Annotated in this window: 20 protein-coding genes and 1 riboswitch; of the genes, 9 read left to right on the forward strand and 11 right to left on the reverse strand. The window is 62.6% G+C overall.

Annotation, left to right across the window (positions count from 1 at the left end; translation table 11 throughout):
* Nucleotides 1-222 (forward strand): integrase core domain-containing protein (locus tag ACQQCD_RS13560; protein ID WP_430267299.1); only part of this gene is annotated, 222 nt, incomplete at its 5' end.
* Between the two features lie 416 nt (nt 223-638).
* The gene (locus tag ACQQCD_RS13565; protein ID WP_430268835.1) at nt 639-1,844 is read left to right on the forward strand and encodes an IS110 family transposase; all 1,206 of its coding nucleotides are present in this window, start codon (nt 639-641) and stop codon (nt 1,842-1,844) included.
* A gap of 294 nt (nt 1,845-2,138) precedes the next feature.
* Here ACQQCD_RS13565 and ACQQCD_RS13570 read toward each other — a convergent pair whose 3' ends face one another.
* The 3 genes from ACQQCD_RS13570 to ACQQCD_RS13580 form a co-directional block, all read right to left on the reverse strand.
* Nucleotides 2,139-2,819 carry an ABC transporter ATP-binding protein gene (locus ACQQCD_RS13570; protein WP_430268836.1) on the reverse strand — a complete coding sequence of 227 codons (681 nt, stop codon included), beginning with the start codon at nt 2,817-2,819 and terminating at the stop codon, nt 2,139-2,141.
* A 5-nt stretch (nt 2,820-2,824) separates the two neighbouring features.
* Entirely contained in the window at nt 2,825-4,786 is a 1,962-nt protein-coding gene (locus tag ACQQCD_RS13575) for a hypothetical protein (protein ID WP_430268837.1), read from the reverse strand.
* A 64-nt stretch (nt 4,787-4,850) separates the two neighbouring features.
* Nucleotides 4,851-5,510, reverse strand: coding sequence for a lactococcin 972 family bacteriocin (locus ACQQCD_RS13580; protein WP_430268838.1), 660 nt, complete (start codon nt 5,508-5,510; stop codon nt 4,851-4,853).
* A 578-nt stretch (nt 5,511-6,088) separates the two neighbouring features.
* On the opposite strand from ACQQCD_RS13580, the gene ACQQCD_RS13585 reads away from it, so the two are divergent.
* Nucleotides 6,089-7,213 (forward strand): IS110 family transposase, encoded by a 1,125-nt coding sequence (locus ACQQCD_RS13585; RefSeq protein ID WP_430268839.1) that lies wholly within the window; start codon nt 6,089-6,091, stop codon nt 7,211-7,213.
* Here ACQQCD_RS13585 and ACQQCD_RS13590 read toward each other — a convergent pair.
* From ACQQCD_RS13590 to ACQQCD_RS13610, 5 genes are all read right to left on the reverse strand, one after another.
* Nucleotides 7,184-7,735, reverse strand: a complete 552-nt coding sequence (locus ACQQCD_RS13590) for a GrpB family protein (RefSeq protein WP_430268840.1) — start codon at nt 7,733-7,735, stop codon at nt 7,184-7,186. The genes ACQQCD_RS13585 and ACQQCD_RS13590 overlap by 30 nt on opposite strands.
* Before the next feature lie 262 nt (nt 7,736-7,997).
* Nucleotides 7,998-8,579, reverse strand: coding sequence for a recombinase family protein (locus ACQQCD_RS13595; protein WP_412885098.1), 582 nt, complete (start codon nt 8,577-8,579; stop codon nt 7,998-8,000).
* Nucleotides 8,580-8,916: 337 nt separating this feature from the next.
* Complete coding sequence (locus ACQQCD_RS13600; RefSeq protein ID WP_430268841.1) at nt 8,917-9,837, reverse strand: DMT family transporter; 921 nt, start codon at nt 9,835-9,837, stop codon at nt 8,917-8,919.
* 64 nt (nt 9,838-9,901) lie between these two features.
* Nucleotides 9,902-10,630: a phosphatase PAP2 family protein gene (locus ACQQCD_RS13605; protein ID WP_430268842.1), complete on the reverse strand. Its 729-nt coding sequence runs from the start codon at nt 10,628-10,630 to the stop codon at nt 9,902-9,904.
* Nucleotides 10,631-10,641: 11 nt separating this feature from the next.
* The gene (locus ACQQCD_RS13610; protein WP_430268843.1) at nt 10,642-11,190 is read right to left on the reverse strand and encodes a Chromate resistance protein ChrB; all 549 of its coding nucleotides are present in this window, start codon (nt 11,188-11,190) and stop codon (nt 10,642-10,644) included.
* 140 nt (nt 11,191-11,330) lie between these two features.
* On the opposite strand from ACQQCD_RS13610, the gene ACQQCD_RS13615 reads away from it, so the two are divergent.
* Genes ACQQCD_RS13615 through ACQQCD_RS13625 form a run of 3 tightly spaced genes read left to right on the forward strand, consistent with a single transcriptional unit; the run spans nt 11,331 to nt 14,942 of the window.
* Entirely contained in the window at nt 11,331-11,981 is a 651-nt protein-coding gene (locus ACQQCD_RS13615; protein WP_430268844.1) for a DedA family protein, read from the forward strand.
* The gene (locus ACQQCD_RS13620; RefSeq protein WP_430268845.1) at nt 11,978-13,204 is read left to right on the forward strand and encodes an MFS transporter; all 1,227 of its coding nucleotides are present in this window, start codon (nt 11,978-11,980) and stop codon (nt 13,202-13,204) included. The genes ACQQCD_RS13615 and ACQQCD_RS13620 overlap by 4 nt, the downstream gene beginning before the upstream one ends.
* 46 nt (nt 13,205-13,250) lie before the next feature.
* Nucleotides 13,251-14,942 (forward strand): LssY C-terminal domain-containing protein, encoded by a 1,692-nt coding sequence (locus tag ACQQCD_RS13625; RefSeq protein ID WP_430268846.1) that lies wholly within the window; start codon nt 13,251-13,253, stop codon nt 14,940-14,942.
* Nucleotides 14,943-15,539: 597 nt separating this feature from the next.
* Here ACQQCD_RS13625 and thiC read toward each other — a convergent pair.
* Both thiC and ACQQCD_RS13635 read right to left on the reverse strand, forming a co-directional pair.
* Nucleotides 15,540-17,270, reverse strand: coding sequence for a phosphomethylpyrimidine synthase ThiC (gene thiC / locus ACQQCD_RS13630; RefSeq protein ID WP_412885097.1), 1,731 nt, complete (start codon nt 17,268-17,270; stop codon nt 15,540-15,542).
* Nucleotides 17,268-17,377, reverse strand: a riboswitch (TPP riboswitch). (Overlaps the previous gene by 3 nt.)
* Before the next feature lie 355 nt (nt 17,378-17,732).
* Nucleotides 17,733-18,122, reverse strand: coding sequence for a heavy metal-responsive transcriptional regulator (locus ACQQCD_RS13635; RefSeq protein ID WP_412885121.1), 390 nt, complete (start codon nt 18,120-18,122; stop codon nt 17,733-17,735).
* A gap of 219 nt (nt 18,123-18,341) precedes the next feature.
* On the opposite strand from ACQQCD_RS13635, the gene merA reads away from it, so the two are divergent.
* The 3 genes from merA to ACQQCD_RS13650 all read left to right on the forward strand — a co-directional run bounded on the left by merA (nt 18,342) and on the right by ACQQCD_RS13650 (nt 21,306).
* Nucleotides 18,342-19,784, forward strand: a complete 1,443-nt coding sequence (gene merA, locus ACQQCD_RS13640) for a mercury(II) reductase (RefSeq protein ID WP_412885096.1) — start codon at nt 18,342-18,344, stop codon at nt 19,782-19,784.
* Nucleotides 19,785-19,928: 144 nt separating this feature from the next.
* Entirely contained in the window at nt 19,929-20,504 is a 576-nt protein-coding gene (locus tag ACQQCD_RS13645) for a recombinase family protein (protein ID WP_430268847.1), read from the forward strand.
* Between the two features lie 622 nt (nt 20,505-21,126).
* Nucleotides 21,127-21,306 carry a hypothetical protein gene (locus ACQQCD_RS13650; RefSeq protein WP_430268848.1) on the forward strand — a complete coding sequence of 60 codons (180 nt, stop codon included), beginning with the start codon at nt 21,127-21,129 and terminating at the stop codon, nt 21,304-21,306.
* Between the two features lie 11 nt (nt 21,307-21,317).
* On the opposite strand, the gene ACQQCD_RS13655 is transcribed toward ACQQCD_RS13650, so the two are convergent.
* Nucleotides 21,318-21,539: integrase core domain-containing protein (locus tag ACQQCD_RS13655; protein ID WP_430267299.1), on the reverse strand; the 222-nt coding region annotated here is incomplete at its 5' end.

The following is a 21,539-nucleotide window of genomic DNA, read 5'->3' on the forward strand; positions in this document are numbered from 1 at the left end:
TGGGACAATTCCGTGGCCGAGTCTGTCTTTTCGTCACTGAAGAACGAGTTCTACCACCACTACAGCTTCCCCACCCGGCAAGACGCACGGCGGGCAACGATGCGTTACATCGAGGTCTTCTACAATCGGCACAGACCCCACACCCACAATGACGGCTTGCCACCAGCTGCGGCCATGGCCAAATTCATGACCCAAAACCAGCAGCTACCCGCTGCTGCCTAACCAAAAAGAAACTAACGAACTGTCCCGGATCCTTGACACACCTCAACCCCTTCTAACGGACCTTGAGCCGGCGGACAGATCGTCGGGAAGACAGTGCCGCCCGGCACGTCAATTTTTGGCTGGGTCACGCCGACTCAAGGACTGTTCTAGTATTACCGTTTTTTGGCTGCTGTCCTTATGTTGTTACCGGGATCAGTTCCTCGGCCGTTGTCGGGTCGTGGCTACCCAGGGGAGGCGGGTATGGCTTTGTTGCTGTGGCCCGGACGACTCGTGCATGACGGCTTCGTAGGATTGGCCGCCCGCCACCCCGCGATAACCCGACCGCTGATTGAGAGACGCGACATGATCGCCGGATAAGGACACGACGGCGCGGTTATCTGCTGGGCTCTATCCATCCAACAGACTGGAGGCTGTACTTGGTGCACCTATGGGCCGGCGTTGACGCCGGCAAAGCCCACCACCACTGCGTTGTCATCGACGCTGAAGGAAGCCGGCTGCTCTCACGAAGAATCCCCAACGACGAACCAGCCCTGCTGCAGCTGCTGGCCACGGTCCTGGAGCTCTCAGCTGGGGACCCGGTGGTCTGGGCAACTGACTTGAACCACGGAGGATCCGCGCTTCTGATCGCATTGCTCGTCGGTCACGGCCAGGACATCCTGTACATCCCGGGCCGAACCGTGCACCATGCATCCAAGTTGTACCGGGGCGATGGCAAGACCGATGCCAAGGACGCAGCCGTCATCGCTGACCAAGCCCGGATTAACCGAGACCTGCAGCCTCTACGAGCCGGGGACGAAACGAGCACTGGCCTCAGGATCCTCACCGCTCGGCGCGCCGACAAATCCGCGGACCGGGTTCGGGCGATCAATCGGCTGCAGGCCCAGCTGCTGGAATACTTCCCCGCGCTGGAGCGGGCCTTCGACTACAGCCGCTCCAAAGCCGCCCTGACGTTACTCACCAAACACCGGACGCCGGACGGGATCCGCCGTACAGGGCAAACCAGGATCCACGCCTGGCTCAAGAAGCAGGGTGCCCGTTCATCGGCAGCAATAGCCGCAGCCTCAGTCGAGGCCGCCAAATCGCAGCACACTATCGTCCCGGCCCAACAAATCGGCGAACGAATCGTCGCGGCACTCGCCCGCGAAATCCTAACCCTTAACGACGAGCTGGCCGAACTCGATGCACTTATCAGCGAGAAAGTCACCGAACACCAGCACACCGAGGTGCTGCTGAGCATGCCCGGCTTTGGGCCCGTCCTCGCCGCTGAATTCCTCGGAGCCACGGGCGGGGACATCACCGTCTTCCAGTCCGCTGACCGGTTCGCCGGCGTTGTCGGACTGGCTCCGGCCCCCAGGGACTCCGGAAGGATCAGCGGAAACCACCACAGGCCCAGACGCTACGACCGGCGTTTACTGAGGGTCTTCTACCTCTCAGGACTGTCGGCGCTAAAGTCCTGTCCTGCCTCCCGGAACTATTACGACAGAAAACGTTTGGAAGGGAAGTCCCATATCCAGGCAATGCTCTCGCTCGCCCGACGAAGACTCAACGTCCTCTGGGCCATGCTCCGAGACGGTACCACTTACAGCCCGTCCTCGAGTATGCCCGCCCCCATGGCCGCTTAGAAGCAGCAAAGACCTCGGATTCGTGCTCGGAGGCGGCGCCACCTACACCCAGCATCTGTACCAACGTGTCTCTGGCCGCCTGATCGTTGTATGCGGAAGCCTGACCGGGCACCCGCGGTGAACGATGTTCGCAGACCCTAATTTAGTCAGGAAGTCATCGAGTCCCATGAGCCTTGTTGCTGCACCAGGCTGAAACCGGGGCGGCCGCTCCGCGACCGGCTGTTGGGCCCGTGCCCGGGCGTCGCAGAGCTCCGCCACGTTCGTTAGGGGAAAGAAGGCACTGCCTTTTGCTTCTTATGAAACCGTTTCTGAGTGTAGTGAACTCTCGGACGGTCGTTGTTCGCCCAGTCGGATGAGGTCATCGCCAGCAGCCATGAGGCCTTCATCGTGTGTTGCCACGACGACGGTTGCACCGCGCCGTGCCTCTTCGATGAGGAAATTGATGACTAGTTCGCGGTTCTTTCGATCTAGCGAAGCAGTCGGTTCGTCAGCCAGCACGATATCGGCCCCGCGGAACATCGCTCGGGCTAGTCCCACGCGTTGCTTCTCGCCGCCACTCAATCGGGCAGTCTGTTCCTTCCCGCGGCCCGAAAGCAGAACGTGGTTAAGAACCTGTTCAACGCGTTCACGGTCAGACTGACGGAGGCCGAAAAGTCCGCGCCGTCCAACGGTGACATTGTATTCAACGCTAGCTTCTTCAATGAGCCCGTAGTCCTGGAAGACGAAAGCGACATGGTCCCGCCAAAAACGGCGGCGTTGGGAATCCTTCCACTTGGTGGCGTCTTGTCCGGCTACTACTACACTGCCGGTGTCGACTCGACCCAGCAGGCCAAGAACGTTCAAGAGCGTTGTCTTACCGCTCCCGCTCTTGCCTGCCAGCACGAGCATTCGGCCCGGTTTCGCTTCTACGGAAACAGAGCTCAGGACGGGCTTGCCGTCAATGACAACCGAAACACTGTCGGCGCGCAATTGCATCAGTTCTATCCTCTTCGTGCGAGTGTCGTGCGGAACGTCGTTGTGGCAGCCCATTGATGAATGAGCCAGGCAACGGGCAGATACGCCAATGGGGCGAACCCGGAGATCCAGATGTTGGAGGGAGCTACGGCCGAGAAGGACAGGGCCATCACGGTTCCGAACAGTACTGCGGCACTTGCTTCCCACACCATTCTTGGCAGGAGGATTGATCTCCACGTTTTCCCTGCTGTGCGTTGGACGAACCAGCGACGACGCCGCAGCAGCGCGAAGATCCAGGCTGTCACGCTGACGCACATCACGAGCGCGAGTACGGCGAGGGCTATGGCTGCCGCGCCGAGTTGCGCGTTGCGCTGCTTCGTCTGGGCATCATAAAGACCTAAATCGGCTATCCGATCGATTGACAGGATGTCCGTTCCCATATCCCGTTGCTTTACAAGCGTTTTAACTTCTTCAGGGTCAGTAAATACGATGTTGCCCCGGCTAATAGCCGAGGCCAGGAAGGAATCGTCGAACTCGCTAAGGTCCTTCATGGAGATGATCAGAGGACGCTGATTGCTGTCCAAGGTTCCTGACATCCCCCCCGATACGACAAACGGAGCTTCACCGGTGTTGCTATATAACTGAACGTCAGGAGCTTTTCGTGACGTCGTCCACAGCTCGAGGTTGGGAAGAAGCTGAGCCTTGATCGAATCGGGTAGTTCTTGCAGGGACTGCACACCAGTGGTCGGTTTCCACGTGGCCCCACTGGCACCGTTGACAGTATTAAGGAACTGCTCCTCGATAAGTACGATGCTGTCAAAGCCTAGTTTCTTCAGGTCTTGACCCGCCGCCTCATCTACAACGTTAAGAGAGTCGGAGCTCAACGACATTGAGAACATTGCTGCATCCCGCTTCACCATCTCTCTGGTAAGGCCGGCAAATGCCGCATTTTCGGCGTCTCCTAGGCGGTTTCCGACACGTACTGTGACGCTGTCCCCCATGGATTCCCAGATTGCTCCCCGAGCTGTGGCGGCCGAAGCGTTTGCAACCACGCCAGAAACCGTGGGTAAAATCGCCGCCACGATGACCACTGCTGCTAGCTTCAGTAGTTCGCTGATCACCCACGAACCTCGCTCGGACGGTCGTCGGGCTGCAATGTCCCGGACGGCTGGAAGGCTCAGCATCCCCATGAGCAGCGCCACAACTACGGCGAACGCTGTCACCACGCCCGTAAACTGCGCGAGAGTAGAAATGAAGAACCAGGGTCTACCAAATCCTGTGGCGACTACTGCGATGACAGACAGCGTGAAGGTCGCTGCGGCGGGTATCGCCAACGCTCCAAACAACGATCGAAGGTCGGTGAGCACGATCGTTGTCAGGCGCATACCTGGCATAATCCGTAGCTCCCTGCCGTGGGCGCGCAGCACATACCAGGACAGGATTGTCGCTCCTAGCAGCAGAATAGCTGCCGACATCGGAACCCATGCCCCGACTGTTAGCAGTGCATATGTAAGCAATCCGCTGGACGTTTTCTCCTTCAGCGCCGCGTCGGCCCCGAGATCGCTCCTCGCCCAGGCCTGGAAGGATGCTGCTTGAGAGTCACTGGCATACAGGGCGTAAACGCCGTTCAAGGATGTAAAGCCAAGATCGCTGGACTTCGCGATTGATCCGCTCATCGTTGGAGCGAACCAATCAATATCCTTGTTCAGAATCTCCCCGGAACCGAATTGGAACGCGACCCGCTTATTGAGAAAATCATCTGGTGCACTCGCAACACGTGTTATGCCGATTCCTGCAGAATCGGCATAGTGATCCATTCGGGAAATGATTTCGTCGCGAGATAATGGGCTGTTATCAAAGCGGATTGATGAGACGTATTCAGCGTCCGGCAGCCCGTCTAGGTCCGCCGCGGCCGCATACACACCCGCGACGAGAGCAATCAATGCTGCGATTGCGACAGCAGCAAAACGGACAAGTAGCTTCAACATATTTCCACCCTACGGTCCCGCGCTGCACCGCATTTGCATGCGGTGCAGCGCGAGGTTAGTGCCGTTAGCAAACGCGGTAGTACGCGCGGTTGTTCTGAAAGCTGGACGTTGCCTGGGAGTTGTTTGCCCAAGTGTTTGCAGCGACATTCGGCGAGGATGAGTAGCCCCAGTCATTCTGGGTCGACGTTCCGTGACACCTATTCTGATTGAAATAGTCGGAGTAAAGGTTCACTCCGCCCGCAACGCCGTAGTTCCAGACCCCGCCCTCGCTGGGATACGTGGTCGCGGCTATCGCAACCCCGCCCCCTGCCGCCGATATCCCAAGCGCAAGGAGCCCTCCAACAACGGTACGACGAATATTCACAGTACTTCCCCCTTGGTTCGGATTCAGAAATGTCCCAACACAAAATCGCCCCTGAACTCCAAAGAGGCAGGGCCAATGTGTGTGTTGGCGTCCATTTTTTAGATCACCAAAAGATTCCCCCAATGCCCGGATAAGCCAGGTACAAGTGATTTCCCCCAATGACTGGGCTAACCATAAACGGGGTTTGGAAAAAACGCCAGTCAAGCCCAAATCGGTTACTAGGGGCCCTGGAAAAGCATTGCCCGGAGGGCAAGTGCAGCAGGGCCGGATCAGTCGCCGACGAAAGGATGTCCTGGTCTCCGCATCGCTCCTACCAGGGCCTCTAAGCCGCCTCATCGGGCTTGGAAGGAGCACAACCATGAGCGACAGGATGTCCAGCGATCCCTAGTCGGGAACGCCGACCGAGAGGGGACCGCCCTATCCGCAGGAGTCCGTTGACAACATCATTGAGATTCCTTCGGATTTTACGTGTCCGCTCCAGCCCGTCTAGCCCCTCGTTCCTCGGGGCCTTCACCGGGGAAAAAATGTTCCGGCGCTCCTGCGTCGCTTATTTCCTCCAGGAATTTCTCTCACCTTGCCCAGGGGTAGACAGGCTTCCGTCGGCCACAGCTACGCAAGCTTCGCCAGCAGCCAAAAAACAACTGTGAGTCTTTACATGGCTGGTCTGGGACTAGCTGGCAGTGTTGATGCCGGTCGTTCTGCCTGGTGCGTGACTCGAAAAAACAATTGCCCCTCGAGGGTGCGTTTCCCCCGATTTGTCCGCGCTGGGTGGAGCGGCCGGCGCTGACCTGTCCCACGTCGGTGGCTTGATTAGAAGCTTGCCCAGCCTTTGGAGGTTGTGGCTCATCACAGTTTTGCCTCGAGGTGACTCTTCCCAGGTCCGGCGCCGGCCGTGCTGCGGCCGTTCTTGCCCGTTCGAAAGGAAGGAGGGTGGTGCGTTGACTATCGTTTCGCAGACCCGCCCGTTCGTCATCGGCGTGGACTGTCACGCCCGGACCCACACTTACGCCATCATCGAGGCCAGCACTAAGCGACAGGTTGCGTGCGAGCAGTTCCCGACCACCTCGGCAGGGATTTCCCGCGCACTTGCCTGGGTAGGCCGAAGGACAGACGGGGATATGGCCTGTCTATGGGCCGTTGAGGGTATCGGCTCTTATGGGGCACGTCTGGCCAGGGCGGTAACCGACGCCGGCTATGACGTCGCCGAAGCTCCACGGATGAACGCCCGAGGCCGTCGGGGGCTGGGCAAATCGGACCCGTTGGACGCGGCCGCCATCGGAACCGCAGTCCTGACCATCGAGGAGTCCCAGCTCCGTGCTCCGCGCAGGGATGAAGGAGCCCGTGCCGGGCTCAGGATCCTGAGTGCGGCACGGGATCAGTTGACCCGGGACCGAACAATGAATGTCAATGCGCTTATCGCCTTACTCCGGGCACACGACCTTGGAGTCGACGCCCGCAAGCCTCTGGTTCCCGCCCAGATCGCCACGATTACCAGATGGCGGGACCGGCAGGAGCAGATGGAACTAGCGATCGCTCGGCAGGAAGCGGTTCGGTTGGCGCGCCGCGTTCTCGAGGTGACCACTCAGCTGGCGGCTAATCAGAAGCGCATGACTGAGCTGATCCAGGAAAGCCCGGCGGCGCCGCTGTTGGAGATGGTGGGTGCCGGGGCTGTCACGGTCGCTGCTGTCCTGACAGCTTGGTCGCATCCTGGAAGGGTTCGCAGTGAAGCTGCCTTTGCCTCGCTGGCAGGGGTGAGTCCCTTGCCGGCCTCAAGCGGTAACACTGTCCGGCACAGGCTGAACCGGGGCGGTGATAGGCGCCTCAATCGTGCTTTGCACACCATCACCATGACCCGGATGGTCCATGACCCCGGAACACGGGACTACGTCGCCAAACGCACCCAAGAAGGTCGCAGCTACCGCGAAATCCGCAGATCCCTCAAGCGCTACGTCGCCCGAACGCTCTACCGCCAGCTAAACACCCTTTACGCCACCGCGAAACCAGCCCCACCCCTCGTTGCCGGGGCAGGCAGTTCAGGCGGTGTCCGGATTGGTCCGAGTTAGAAGGCGCGCGACGGTGGGGTATTTGGCAGCCGTGTAGTCACTCCAGCCCGAGGCTGTGTCGGCTGCGGTTTTCTTGGCCTCAAAGTATTCGGCTCGGGCCGCCGGATCTTCTCTGAGTAGGTCGCGGAATGCGATGCGTGCAGACCATTCGGTGCCTTCGAATGCGAGGACGTGCACCACGGATTCCCGATGGCGGCGGTTTGGCCACGCGAGCCAGCAATGGCCGGGCTTCATCCCCTCGAGGTCGAACCCCGCCATTTTCAGCGCCCGGGCTGCATTTTGAACGCTCGAAACCTTGACCCCAACGATCACGTCTATGACATCTTTCGCCGGCAGGTCGGGCACGGAAGTCGAACCAATGTGTTCGCAGTGGGCTTCGGGGAGCAATTCGAGGATCGCCGCGGCGAACCGGGCATAGTGGTCCGCCCATTCCTCGAATCTGCTCGCCACAAGTGTTACCGGCTGTTCGTCGTCCATTCGTCCGATTCTGGTCCCGATGGTGTCTGCACTCTTTGAAGCCACGCCGCTGCCGCCTTGGATGGCGCCCGATAGGCCCTCCAAGGTGTTGCCACAGTTGAGACCGATTGGTACTGGATCGAGGACCTGAGCTTGCAAGTCACGGACAGGGCAGCACCAAGGTCTCGCATGCCGGATCGTGTCAGCAGACTCACCCGTAAGCCGATCGATCACCGTGCCCAGGAAACGCGCCGCTACGTTTGTCAGTTTCAGAAGTGGTCTGCACAGTCACGCATTTTTTCAACAGTCGTCTGCACCAAAGGCCGAGCTACGGGACTGCAACTGCTTCAGGGCTCGTGGCCGGGACCCAGCGGTAAAGCGTGGGCACCGAGACCCCGAGGCTGGCGGCAACTTCCTTGGGCGGCGTTCCCTGGCTGAGGAGCTTCCGAGCTGAGCGGATCTTGGCCTCAGTCATTACACGCTTTCGTCCGCCGACCCGGCCCTGTTCGCGCGCTGCCTGGAGGCCCGCCTGTGTGCGTTCGACCATGAGCTCGCGTTCCATCTGGGCCAGGGATGCCATCACGTTGAAGAAGAAGCGTCCGGAGGCGGTGGTGGTGTCGATCGAGTCGGTAAGGCTGACAAAACCAATTCCGCGCTCGTTCAGGCCTCCGGCGAAATCCAGGAGGTCCTTCACGCTACGGCCGAGACGGTCCAGCTTCCACACAATGAGAGTGTCTCCCTCACGGAGTGTTTCCAGGGCCTTGGCTAGACCGGGGCGGCCGGCCTTGGTGCCGCTCATTGTGTCTTCAAAGATGCGATCGCATCCTGCACTATTTAAGGCAGCCAACTGCAGATCAAGGTTCTGGTCGCGCGTAGACACTCTGGCATAGCCGATACGGTGTGCCGCCATATGGGTTTCTCTTCTCAAAACTCGATTCGGGCTCCTGGCTCGACTGTACAGTTTCGAGAATTATTTGTGAGAACCGCCCCGCCGGGGCGGGGCTTCTCATCACAACGGCGGTTTCCCGCAGAACGGCGCGCTGTTCCGGCGCCTCACGGCAAGCGCCGCCTTTCTCGATTCAAGGCGTTCTTGAAATCCTTCGTTTCTAAGAGACTCTTGTCTGGCGTGAGCTGGGCGGCGCGGACGTGTCCTATCGAGGGTGATCGACTTGGGTGGTGGGCCGGGTTCGAGGGGCCAGGGCATGTCCCACGGGTCCGACCCTCCTGGTTTGGAACGGGATCCTGGGTCAGACCGGTGACGTGTGACGGGTGGAGAGCTGGAAGACGCCGTAGACGGCCAGGGCGCCGGCGAGGAGGAAAACGGGAGTGGCCCAGATGGGGGCGGATGAGGCTTCGCCCAGGACGGAAATTCCGATACTGACTCCGATGAGGGGATCGATAACAGTCAGACCGGCCACTACAAGGTCCGGCGGTCCGGATGAATATGCGCTTTGAACGAAGTAGGACCCTGACAGGGCTGCGGCGACCAAGCCAGCGACGCAGACGAACGTGAGTCCATCTCCTGGCTCGTAGTGGAATCCGAACTGGATGAGCGTGTGTACCCGGTCGATGACGACTTTTGCCAGGGTCGCAACGAATCCGAACAGCACTCCGGCGGCGGAGATGTATGACAGCGTGGTGAATTTCCTGCGGAAGAAACCGAAGGATAAAGCGAGGATGGTCAGGACGGCCCCGAGGATGATGAGCACGATGATGAGCTGGAGGTCATGGATGGGAACCGTCGTTGTGGTCAGGGCCGCGACGCTGACAAACAATCCGATGCCCCCTACGCAAAGAGCCACGGCCCGGATCGTCGGCGCCCCAAGCTTTGTCCCCGTTGCCCGCGCGTTCAGGACAGCGGTGATAACGAGGGCGACGGCGCCAAGAGGCTGAACCACTGTCAGCGGGGCCAGGTAGAGGCTGAATAGCTGCAGAACGATAGCCAGGCCGAGCATCAACGTGCCGGCTACCCATTCCGGGCGGCGGATCAGCGCAAGAAGAGCCTTGGGGTTCAGCCCCGTTTTAGTCCCGGGCGGCTCTTCCTGTTCGTTCTTCGACACGCCCCGGTGCTGAAACTGTGCTCCCAGGGCCAGGAAGACAGAACCAACAAGGGCCACTGGAATACCCAGAGCCTGCGTCGGTGTCAGCGAGACAAGTTCAAGAGCCATTGCGCCAGATTACCGGGTGCCTCAGCTGCCGGTTGAGGGAAATGCGTGGACGATGGGCGCCCGGTTACCGGGACGGGTGGGCGGAGGTATGCGCTGACCTTTTGCTGATCAGGGGGATCTTGCTAAGCCGGGGTTCGATGAGGTTGTTCCATAGAGGCAGCCAGAACAGGATTCCTGCGGTGCTGATGAGCAGGGAACCTGCAACATCGGTCGGGTAATGGACGCCCAGATATAGCCGTGACAACGCCACCACGGCCGCGAATATGCCACCAACGACCGCGGTAACGACGCGCTGGGCCGGGGTGCGGGCAAGGACCAGCACCGCTCCCCAGACCAGGGCTACCGCGAAGGCGGTGTGGCCGCTGGGGAAGCTGTCATAGCCGTTTTCCGTGATAAGTGCGTGGGTCACTGCTCCCGGGGGCCGCAGCCGGGCGACCGTGACCTTTCCGATTTCCGATGACAACCACCCGGCAGCAACCGTCGAACCAAACGCCAGGGCGGTCAGTGGCCGGCGCAGGACGAACATCAGGATCAGGCACACAAGGGCGAGGATGATCACATTCCCTGCCGGGGAAAGCACGGCGTTGATGATCGTGGCCAGAGTCGTCAAGGCCGGGCTGCGGTCATGGCTGAGGCTGACATCGACATCGAGGTCCGGGCCAGGGGAGCCGAAGGTTTTCGCCAGAACCCCCATCGACACGGTGAGTGCAAGCAGGAGGATCGACAGTGGCAGCAGCCACCATGACCGCCACGGCAGGTGCCGGGCAGCGATGCGGGAGGAGGAGTGCTTCAAGCGGTGTTCCTTTACGGGAGGACGGTCTCGTAGACCTGTTGGGCGTAGCCTTCCAGGGCGGTGGTGCAGCGGGTCAGGTGTTCCTGCGCCGTTGCGGCCTGGGAGAGACGGAGGACGTCGCGGGATTTGAGGTCCCGGTACCAGCGGCGCAGCCGTTCCAGGCTTTGTTCTTCTTCTTCGAGTTCCCCGAAGGTGAATTTTGACTTGGCGATCTCACGGGCTATCTCATCCTCGACCTTACCGCAGTCGGCGATGAACTCGGCCCATTCCTCGGCCCTCGCGGCCGCAAACGCTTCGCGGAGAAGTGCCTTACCGGCATCGTTGCGGGGTGCTGCATCAACGACGGTGAGTGTGCCTGATCCACGCTCGGCGAGTTCCCCGGCCCGTCCCAGGGCGGATTCGAAAGCCGGTAACGCGGGCAGCACCCAGGTGCCGTGGGAGACGGGAACGGCCCCGGCCCGGCGCAACTCCCGCCATACCGCCACGCGGTGCCGGGACGGCTGCGCGGGCACCTGCACGAGAACCAGCAACCACCCGAGATCTTCCATCGTCACACGCATAAATGTATCATTTGTTACTTGAAGGCCGGATTTCTGCCGGTTGGCGCAACACGCGGGGAGCAGATCGTGAACCAGGATCCGGTAGTCGAGCACTTCCTGAGCGGGGCCCGCGGTCTTCGTACCCAGGGAAGCGGTGCCGGGTGAGCGCGTTCGTGGACAGCATCCTGAACGTCAATCCGGTCCTGGCGTTGACCCTGGTGGGGCTGCTGGTGTTCGCTGAGGACGCGTTGTTCATCGGGTTCGTGATCCCGGGAGAGACAGCGGCGGTCCTCGGAGGCGTCGTCGCCAGCCGGGGCCACGTGGAGCTGTGGATGATGATGGTCCTGGTGGTGCTGGCCGCCATTGTCGGGGACACGGTCGGCTACGAGATCGGCAAACACTTCGGCCCCCGGGTCCTGAACCTGAAGGTCATGAACAAACGCCGCGCCAAACTGGACAAAGCGCAGGACTTCCTGCACCGCCGGGGAGGATCAGCGGTCTTCCTCGGCCGGTTTGTGGCGTTCTTCAGGGCGGTCATGCCTGCCCTGGCCGGGACGTCCCGGATGCCCTATCCCCGGTTTCTGGTCTTCAACGCCGCCGGCGGCCTGGTCTGGGGCGCGGGGTTTGTGCTGCTGGGTTTCCTGGCCGGCAACTCCTACGAAGCCGCCGCCAAGGCAGCCGGACGCGATATCACGGCCGTGGTGCTGGCGGTGGCCGTGATCGCGTTCATCGTCTGGCGCGTGCGCAAAGCACGCCGGGAACGCCGCGCCAGCGCGCCCGTTCCCGGATCCGCGCCGGAGCCCGAGCAATGACAGCCGACGCACGGGGCGCCGGGGTTCCAAGCCCCCGGCGGCATCTGTTCCCCCTGTATGCGGCCGGCTTCACCACGGCGTTCGGTGCCCATGCCGTGGCGGCGAACCTCGGCGCCTACAGCATCGGCCACGGCCAGTCCCTGCTGCTGCTCGGGGCGATGCTGGCCCTGTACGACGGAGCCGAGGTGCTGCTCAAACCCGTTTTCGGGACACTCTCGGACCGGATCGGCCCCAAACCGGTCCTGCTCGGCGGCCTGGCCGCCTTCGCCCTCTTTTCCGCAGCCTTCGTCCTGGCCCGGGATCCGGCATGGCTGTGGCTGGCCCGACCGGGCCAGGGCGCAGCCGCCTCAGCGTTCTCCCCGGCAGCCTCTGCCCTGGTTGCCCGGCTGAACCCCGCGGGCCGCCAGGGCAGAGCGTTCGGCTCCTACGGGTTCTACAAGAGCATCGGATACACCGCCGGTCCATTGATCGGAGGAACACTGGTGGCCTCCGGCGGGCTGGAACTGCTGTTCACCCTCACCGCACTCCTGGCACTGGCGGTAGCCGTGTGGGCCTTTCTGGCCGTGCCCGTGGCGGCGCCGCTGCCCCGTGCCCGGCAGACCGTCGCTGACCTGGCCCGGCGGCTGGCCGATCGGGCCTTCCTGGCCCCGACCGCCGCCCTGGCAGCCGCGACGGCGGCCCTGTCCGTCGGCGTCGGCTTCCTTCCCCTCTCGGGGGCAGCAGCAGGTCTCGGGCCCGTCGCCACTGGAGCTGCCGTCTCGGTCCTGGCCGTCTGCGCCGCCGTCGCCCAGCCCCTCGCCGGCCGGGCATCCGATACACCAGCCCGTCATCCGGGGCGCCTCGCGGGCCTGGGCCTGGCGCTCACGGCCGTAGGCCTGGCCGCCGCCATGCTACCCGGGACCGCCGGGCTGCTGGCGGCCGCCGCGGCCATCGGCGCCGGAACGGGCATCATCACCCCGGTTGCCTTTGCGGCCCTGGCCGCCGCCACACCGCCGGAGCGGCTGGGCCAGACCATGGGCGCCGCCGAAGTCGGCCGCGAACTCGGCGACGCGGGCGGCCCGCTGATGGTAGGGGCAGTCGCGGCCGCCACGGGACTCGCGGCCGGCTACGGCGCACTGGCCCTCCTGACCGCCGGCGTCGGAGTATTCATCCGTCATCCCCGCACCGCAGGCATGTCCCCGGCAGTCGCGGACACGGGCCGGGACCGGACGGAGCCGGGATGAATCAAACCGCAATTCCGCCGCACGGCGGACGAAAAGGCGACTGGGAATGATCAGCGTACAGACGCTGAGGTACGGGGCAGCGTTGCTGGCAGTTGTTGTTTTTACTGCCCTGAACGCCTATCTGCTCAATACCCTGGATGTTGTCGGGATCCCGTTGATCTTTGCGGCCGCCTTGCTCGTGCAGCTGCTGTTGATCATCCTGTTCGTCTTCAGCCTGATCATGGTCCTGCGCACGCCGCTGAAAATCGCGTGGTCGATACTGGTCTCCGCCTGGGAAGGCGTCCGGGCCAACACCTACGTCGTACGGCTCCGCCGACGCCACCCGCGCCTCGTCGGCTGGGCCGGCCGCCGGCTCTCGATGAAACGGCCAACCGGACTCGTCCTGACCATCGGCGCCGCGGCCGCGGCCGCGGCCCTCTGGCTTTTCATCAGCGTCACACGAGCGGTCGTCCTGAAGACCTCGTTCGCCGGCATCGACCAGCGGATCCTCAATCTCGTGCCGGACATCCGCACCGACGGGCAGAACACGTTCTTCATTTTCGTTACCTTTGCCGCGAGTTCGACGTCGGTTATCGTTTTCCTCATCATCCTGAGCCTGGCGTCCTGGCGGCGGCGGCAATGGTGGGTACCGGTCCTGCTGGCGGCCGCCTTTGGCCTGGAACGCGCCGCCTCCGCGGTGATCAAGCAGATCGTCGCACGGCCCCGGCCGGACCGCTCCCTGGGCTTGCTGAGCGAAAACAGCTTCAGTTTTCCCAGCGGACACACCCTGACGGCGACCGTCATGGGCGGACTCACCGCCTACCTGCTGTGCCGCGCCATCAAGTCCTCCATAGCCAGGCTACTGATCGTCCTGGCAGCGCTAACCGCCGTCTTGCTGGTCGGAATCAGCCGAATATATTTGGGCGTCCACTACCCCAGCGACATCCTGGGCAGTCTCGGCCTGGGTTTGTTTCTTCTCGCCGGCATCATCACACCGTTGGAGATCAACGACCGGTTCCACCTGGTCCAACCGGTGAAACTCAGCGCCGCGGTCAAACAGCCGCTGCTAATCGCCGTTGCCGCTCCCTTGCTGTTCGCCGGGATATTCGGCGCCGAGCTCACGCCCCTGACCGTCCTTGAACGTCAGGAGACAGCCCAGGCGTTGCCTGCGTTGGACGCGGCCGCCATCCGGCAGTTGCCCATCTACAGCGAAACGTTGACCGGGGCCAGAATGGAACCGATCAACTTCATCTACCTCGGCAGCCAGCAGCAGATCGAGGAACTGTTCAAGAGGGCCGGATGGTACAAAGCCGACCCCTCGACCCTGGGCAACACCCTGCGTTCCATCCTCGTCGCAGTACGCAACGAGCAGTACCTCACCGCTCCGGTCACGCCGTCCTATCTGGATGCCAGGCCGGAGACAGTGGCATTCGAAAAACCCACCGACGCCAACACCCTGGTACAGCGGCACCACACAAGGATCTGGAGAACCAATTTCACCATCGGCGGCCAACCCGTGTGGGTCGCCACAGCCAGCTTCGACCGCGGCATCGGGATAGGAACGAAATCCGGATTGCCAACCCACCACATCGACCCGAATATCGACGTGGAGAGGGCATACATCCTGCAATCACTGAAAGTGGCACAGCCCCACCTGGTGCACGTCGTGGACGCCCAGCAGGGACACAACGCAACCGGCGACGGATTCTTCACCGACGGCCAGGCTGCAGTACTCAATCCCGAAAACCTGAACCCGTAGTTACGTGCACCCAAAACCCGCCGGACGGAGCCGATGAGGCAACTGTCCCCGCTGTCCGGTCCATTCGCTGTCTGAAACAGACCGCGGCAATAACAGCCACTTTGAGACGATTCCGCATCCGGAGCTCCGCGCCTAAGGATTTGATCGCTAAGTAGCGGAGTTCTGTGATCGCTGTTTGGGCATAAATGTCCGTAAGCCGATCCTCGAACGGAACGTTAAAACCGCCAAACCGAGCTGTGAAAAAGCCGCCATTCCGAACCGACAGTCACAGTTCCGGCGCCTCACGGCAAGCGCCGCCTTTCTCGATTCAAGGCGTTCTTGAAATCATTCGTTTCTGAGAACGTCGAACGATCGAGGCAGGCTTGAGATTGGGGGGTGAGGTGAGGTAGAGGAGCATCACGATTAAGCGGACGCGGATTGAGCGCGGCCGGGTCCGGTCGGCGGTCAGCCAGACGTACGCGTCGGCCAGTCGTTGCTGGATGGGGCCGGTCCCGGCGGTGAGGGCTTCAACGGCCCTTTCGAACAGGCCTCTTAGTCGGCGGTGTTCAGGTCCGGCCAGGACCGGCCACGAAGGACCGGCCCTGGCCGGACCCGCTCCTAGCTCCTGGGCAGAACCGGTTCGGGCAGGTAGACCTTCCCGCCGGATTCGAGGAATTCGGTGGACTTGGCCTCCATTCCTGCGATGGCTTCCTGTTCGGACATGCCTCCGAACTGGTCGCGGATGTCCTGGGAGAGCCGCATGGAACAGAACTTGGGACCGCACATGGAGCAGAAGTGCGCGGTCTTGGCCGGTTCGGCGGGCAGGGTCTCGTCGTGGAAGGATTCGGCCGTTTCCGGGTCCAGGGAAAGGGCGAACTGATCGCGCCAGCGGAACTCGAACCGTGCCTTGGACAGGGCGTCGTCGCGTTCGTGGGCGCCCGGGTGGCCTTTGGCGAGGTCCGCGGCGTGGGCGGCGATCTTGTAGGTGATCACGCCGGTTTTGACGTCATCTTTGTTCGGCAACCCGAGGTGTTCTTTGGGCGTGACGTAGCAGAGCATCGCGGTGCCGTAGCGGGCGATCTCCGTGGCGCCGATGGCCGAGGTGATGTGGTCGTAGCCGGGGGCAATGTCGGTCACCAGTGGGCCGAGGGTATAGAACGGGGCGCCGTCGCAGAGTTCCTGCTGGCGTTCGACGTTTTCCCGGACCAGGTGGAAGGGGATGTGGCCCGGGCCTTCGACCATGACCTGCACGTCGTACTTCCAGGCGCGCTTGGTCAGCTCCGCCAGGGTGTCTAGTTCGGCAAACTGTGCGGCGTCGTTGGCATCCGCGGTCGCCCCCGGCCGCAGGCCGTCGCCCAGGGAAAAGGCGACGTCGTACTTGGCGAAGATTTCGCACAGTTCATCGAAGTGGGTGTAGAGGAAGTTCTCCTGGTGATGGGCCAGGCACCAACCGGCCATGATGGACCCTCCGCGGGAGACGATCCCGGTCACCCGGTTTGCGGTCAGCGGCACGTAGCGCAGCAGCACGCCGGCGTGGACGGTCATGTAGTCCACGCCCTGCTCGCACTGCTCGATCACGGTGTCCCGGTAGATCTCCCAGGTCAGGTCATTGGCCTCGCCGTTGACCTTCTCCAGCGCCTGATAGATCGGGACCGTGCCGATCGGGACGGGGGAGTTGCGGATGATCCATTCACGGGTGGTGTGGATGTCATCGCCGGTGGAGAGGTCCATCACCGTGTCTGCGCCCCACTGGGCGGCCCACTGCAGTTTGTCCACTTCCTCGGCAATGGAGCTGGTCACGGCCGAGTTGCCGATGTTGGCGTTGATCTTCACCAGGAACGCCTTGCCGATGATCATCGGCTCGGATTCAGGGTGGTTAATGTTGTTCGGAATGATGGCCCGGCCCGCCGCCACCTCACTGCGGACCAGTTCAACGTCGCAGTTCTCCCGCACTGCCACGAACCGCATCTCCTGCGTGATCACGCCCTGGCGGGCGTAGTGCATCTGGGTGACCGTCTTGCCGTTGAGGGCGCGGCGGGGCACCGGCTGCGCGCCCTTCCATTCCGCGGACGCGGCACCCCGGCGCACGGCGGACTTGCCGTCATCGAGCAGGTTCCGTTCCCGTCCGCCGTAGGGCTCGGTGTCGCCCCGGGATTCTATCCATTCGGACCGGAACGGCTCCAGGCCGATTACCGGATCGCTGCCGGGCCCGGCCGTCCGGTACACCGTGAACGGTGGATTCTTCACCCCGTTCGGAGAGTCCTCCAAGGCGATCTCCGTGACAGGGACGCTAATGCCGTGTTCCGGGTCGCGGGCGTACGCGAGCGAATGTGAATTCATGGCGTTCATCAGTGGTTTCCTACTTCCTTCGCCGGCATGACCCGGACAGGTTCAACGGTCGCAGGCTGCATCAGCCCGATCTCAGCCCCTGCATTAGGGCACCCGTGTGGATGAAAAAACCCTAGCACCCCGGCGTGCCCGTTCCGGTTGGATGATGACTGGTGTTCCCCGGAGGGCCTCCATCCTCGGAAGCAGGCCCTCCCAGCGATGGGGATATGACATATCTCCGGCAGCTGAGGCCTCCTGTTCGCAGCTGCCGGGGCTGACGCGCTCCTCGGTCAACCGCCAGCCCGGCCAACGCACAGCACCCGGGAATGGTGCAGACGCCTTCTGCTATTCCGTGCAGTCGACTTCTGAAACTGACATCAACCCTCGTCATAGGAATTAGCTAAAACCGCCAAACCGAGCTGCGAAAAAACCGCCAATCCGAACTAGCAGTCACACAGGAGGAGCGTCGGGATCTGGTCGGGTTTAGAGGTAGCTGCAGATGCGTTCGGGGTCGCAGGCTGCAGGGTCCCCGGCGGCCGCGGCGTCATGAAATTCGGCAACGGTTGCACGCAGTGCCGTGAGTTCTGCGATCCGGGCGTCGAGGTCGCGGAGCTGTTTGGCCAGCAGATCCCGGACGTGTACGCAGGGGGCCTGGCCGATGTCCCGGACGGAGAGGATGTCACCGATCTGGGCAAGGGTCAGTCCGGCCGTGCGGCCGCGGCGGATGAATTCCAGCCGGCTGACTGTTTCCTGGGCGTAGTCGCGGTATCCGTTCGGTGCCCTGTCGGCGGCCGGCAATAGGCCGCGGTCCTCGTAGAACCGCAGGGTCTTGGCCGTCATGCCCGCGGCTGCGGCAGTTTCGCCGATAAGCATCATGCACCTCTCGTCCCCGGGGGGTTCCTCCTTGACCTTCCAGTTTAGTGGAAGGTCAACAGGGGGTAGGAACCCGCGGGTGGCGCCCCGGGCCGGGAGAGCGGAGTCAGCCTCTTGACCTTCCCCCTCGGTGGAAGGTGCAGACTGGGGCAGAACCATATACGAGGCACTGTTACGGGTATTTCGGGACGTCGCTGCTGTACGACTTTGGAGGATTCCATGTCTGAACCAACACCTGATTTTGATCTGGCCGTCATCGGATCGGGCGGCGGAGCATTCGCGGCCGCGATCCGGGCGACCAACCTGGGCAAACGCGTCCTGATGATCGAGCGCTCCACCGTCGGCGGCACGTGCGTGAACACCGGCTGCGTGCCGTCCAAGGCACTCCTGGCCGCGGCAGAGGCCAGGCAAGTTGCCCTGGACGGAGCAGGCCGGTTCCCCGGCATCAGCACCTCAGCCGGGCCGGTGGACATGGCCGGGCTGATCGGTGGGAAGCGTTCCCTGGTGGAGACGATGCGTTCGGATAAGTACGTGGACCTGATCGCGGACTATGGCTGGGAGCTGCGCCAGGGCAATGCCGTGTTCACCGGCACCCAGGACGATCCCGTCCTGGAAATCACCGGACAGGACGGGATGCGGGAGTCCGTAAGGGCCGCGCACTATCTGGTGGCCACTGGGTCGGCTCCGTGGGCGCCCCCGATCGAGGGTTTGGCAGACACGGACTACCTGACCGCCACCACCGCGATGGAACTCGAGGAGGTCCCCGACTCCCTGCTCGTGCTCGGCGGCGGGTACGTGGCCCTGGAACAGGCCCAGCTCTTCGCCCGGCTCGGGTCCAAGGTCACCATGCTGGTCCGCTCCCGCCTGGCCTCGGCCGAGGAACCCGAAGCCTCCCGCGCCCTGATGGGCGTCTTCGCCGACGAGGGCATCCGCGTCGTCCGCCGGGCGGCCGTGTCCTCCGTACGTACGGATCCGGCCACCCGCGGGATCGTTGCGACCGCGGCCGCCTCCGGCGGCCAGGAGGAATTCCGGGCCGCCAGGCTGCTCGTCGCCACGGGAAGGCGCCCGGTCACGGACGGCCTGAACCTGTCCGCGGTCGGCGTGAAAACCGGGGACGGCGGCGAGATCTTGGTCAACAGCCGGCTGGCCAGCACCAATCCCAGGATATTGGCCGCCGGAGACGTGACCGGACACCGCGAATTCGTCTACGTCGCAGCATCCCACGGCTCCCTGGTGGTGGAGAACGCCTTCAACAACGCCGGCCGCGAGGTCGACTACCGGCACCTGCCCCGGGTCACCTTCACCAGCCCGGCCCTGGCCGCGGTCGGGATGACCGACAAGGAAGCCAACGAGGCCGGCATCCGGTGCGAATGCCGGGTCCTGCCCCTGGAGTACGTGCCCCGGGCCCTGGTGAACAGGGACACCCGCGGCTTCATCAAGATCGTCGCGGACGCGGACACCGGGCGGATTGTGGGAATCACCGCCGTCGCGAAGGACGCCGGTGACCTCGCCGCCGCCGGGGTCTACATCCTGGAAGCCGGGATGACCGTGGAGCAGGTGGCGAACCTGTGGAGCCCGTACCTGACCATGGCCGAGGGGATCAAGATCGCCGCCCAGTCCTTCACCACTGATGTCTCCAAACTCTCCTGTTGCGCCTCCTGAGCCGTAGCCCCTCCAGTAACTTCATCCAACTCACCGACCGGCAGACCTCACCGGACAGCGGCATCGACCTCGCACTCTCGTTGGTCGTAAGACCCGCACGATAATATGCACGGTGACGGGGGGATTACTGCAACCATGTTCCTTATGACTGGAATGAAGATCGGCTATGCCCGGGTCTCGACGAACGACCAGGACCTGACCGCCCAACGCAATGCCCTCTTTGCCCTGGGTGTAGATGAGGCCCAGATCTTCGTCGATCACGGACTGACGGGAGCGAACCGGGTGCGCCCTGGGCTCCGTGAAGCGATGGCGGCGTGCCGGGGCGGCGATACGCTCGTGGTGACCAAGCTCGACCGTTTGGCACGCTCTCTTTCCGATGCCAGGGATATAGCCCACGAGCTGACGGCCAAGGGGGTAGTGCTCAGTCTCGGCGGCAGCACTAATGATCCAACTGATCCGGTAGGCCGGCTGCTGTTCAATGTCCTGGGAATGGTGGCCGAGTTTGAGGCGGACCTGATCCGGATGCGCACTCGCGAGGGAATGGCGGTCGCCAAGGCGAAGGGGCGGCTGAAAGGCAAGCAGCCGAAACTGTCCAAGACACAGCGGAAGCATCTTCTGACACTGCACGACGCCGGGGAGCACACGCAGGCTGAGTTGGCGGAGCTGTTCCGTGTGTCCCGAACAACGGTGTACCGCGAGCTCCAAAGGCGAACCATCTGAAGGCCGATGCGGTGCCGCCGGCCGTGAGTGCACCAAGCGCTGCGAAAAGAACACCATTTAGCGCCGCGATTCACTGGTGGGAGCCGCGCAGCGCTTTACGCCACCAGCAAGCCCGTGCTGCACGCGAGAGCACCACAACGTAGCCCGGAACGACGTGCTGCCTGAAGACTCTGGGTTCCGGCCTCGCCCAGCAAGCGCCCAGCCCTACTGCACGGGCCTCGCTTCGCTCGGGCTCTAGAAGCGCTTTTCTGTTTTGGCTGCTGTCCTGACGGATTGTACGTGTCCGCTCCGGCCCATCTAGCCCCTCCTTCGTCGGGGCCTGCGGTACAGGAAATGTCCCTGCGGTGCTCCTTCGTCGCTGATTTCCTCCGGGAATTTCCCGCCCTTGCCCTGCGGGTAGACAGGCCTCCGTCGGCCACAGCTCCGCAAGCTTCGCCAGCAGCCAAAACAACGGGGGGAGAGGGGAAGCTGGCCGGTCACCAAAGCCGCCCCGCTTTGGTCCGCGCCAGCACCCGATTCCAGCCGCTTGACAGACATAGAAGCGTCGGGGGAGAAGGGGAAGCTGGCCGGTCACCATTGGTCGCCCCACTCACCCAAGCCTCGGCAAAAGGAGCAACAAACCATGAATAACCCGAAGCCGTTCCACGATGCGACGCAGGCCGTCGTGTTCCTTGAAGTCCTCGCCGGAATCGTTGCTAAGTCACCCGTGACCTATAGCGCGTCAAACGCTCAGGTCTTCGCTGATCAGCTTCTTTCAATGGCTGAATCTGAGGTGTGTCAAGGATCCGGGACAGTTCGTTAGTTTCTTTTTGGTTAGGCAGCAGCGGGTAGCTGCTGGTTTTGGGTCATGAATTTGGCCATGGCCGCAGCTGGTGGCAAGCCGTCATTGTGGGTGTGGGGTCTGTGCCGATTGTAGAAGACCTCGATGTAACGCATCGTTGCCCGCCGTGCGTCTTGCCGGGTGGGGAAGCTGTAGTGGTGGTAGAACTCGTTCTTCAGTGACGAAAAGACAGACTCGGCCACGGAATTGTCCCA

The organism is Pseudarthrobacter sp. J1763 (assembly GCF_050490295.1).
Lineage (GTDB): Bacteria > Actinomycetota > Actinomycetes > Actinomycetales > Micrococcaceae > JBNPEO01.